The sequence below is a fragment of the Peribacillus sp. SIMBA_075 genome (assembly GCF_046534585.1).
On the sequence record NZ_JAWRYN010001223.1, the window covers coordinates 1 to 249 of the forward strand.

Annotated in this window: 1 protein-coding gene; it reads left to right on the plus strand. The window is 36.9% G+C overall.

All coding sequences use genetic code 11. The annotated features are described in order from the left end of the window. Positions 1-214, plus strand: a 214-nt coding sequence (locus SB775_RS32215; RefSeq protein WP_410865356.1) for a hypothetical protein, incomplete at its 5' end; no start/stop codon positions are given. Positions 215-249: the final 35 nt, after the last annotated feature.

Here is a 249-nt window from a genome sequence, read left to right on the forward strand (position 1 = left end):
GCCACAAATAGATCGTGTCACCTCAGCAGTCAAAGATTTTAACGAATGGATTGATTTGATTCCGATCGAATCCAAATCCGATGATGGCTACAGCTTATATCTCGATATTCAAAAAGGTGATAGCTCTAAAGTAGTCATCGAAACGCGTACTTTCTTGAGGAATTGGTTCAAGTCTTTAAAAATCGATTGTGATTCAAATCCAAGGGACTTTTAGTAAGAGTCTTTTTTATGTATGAGGAAATTTCACCG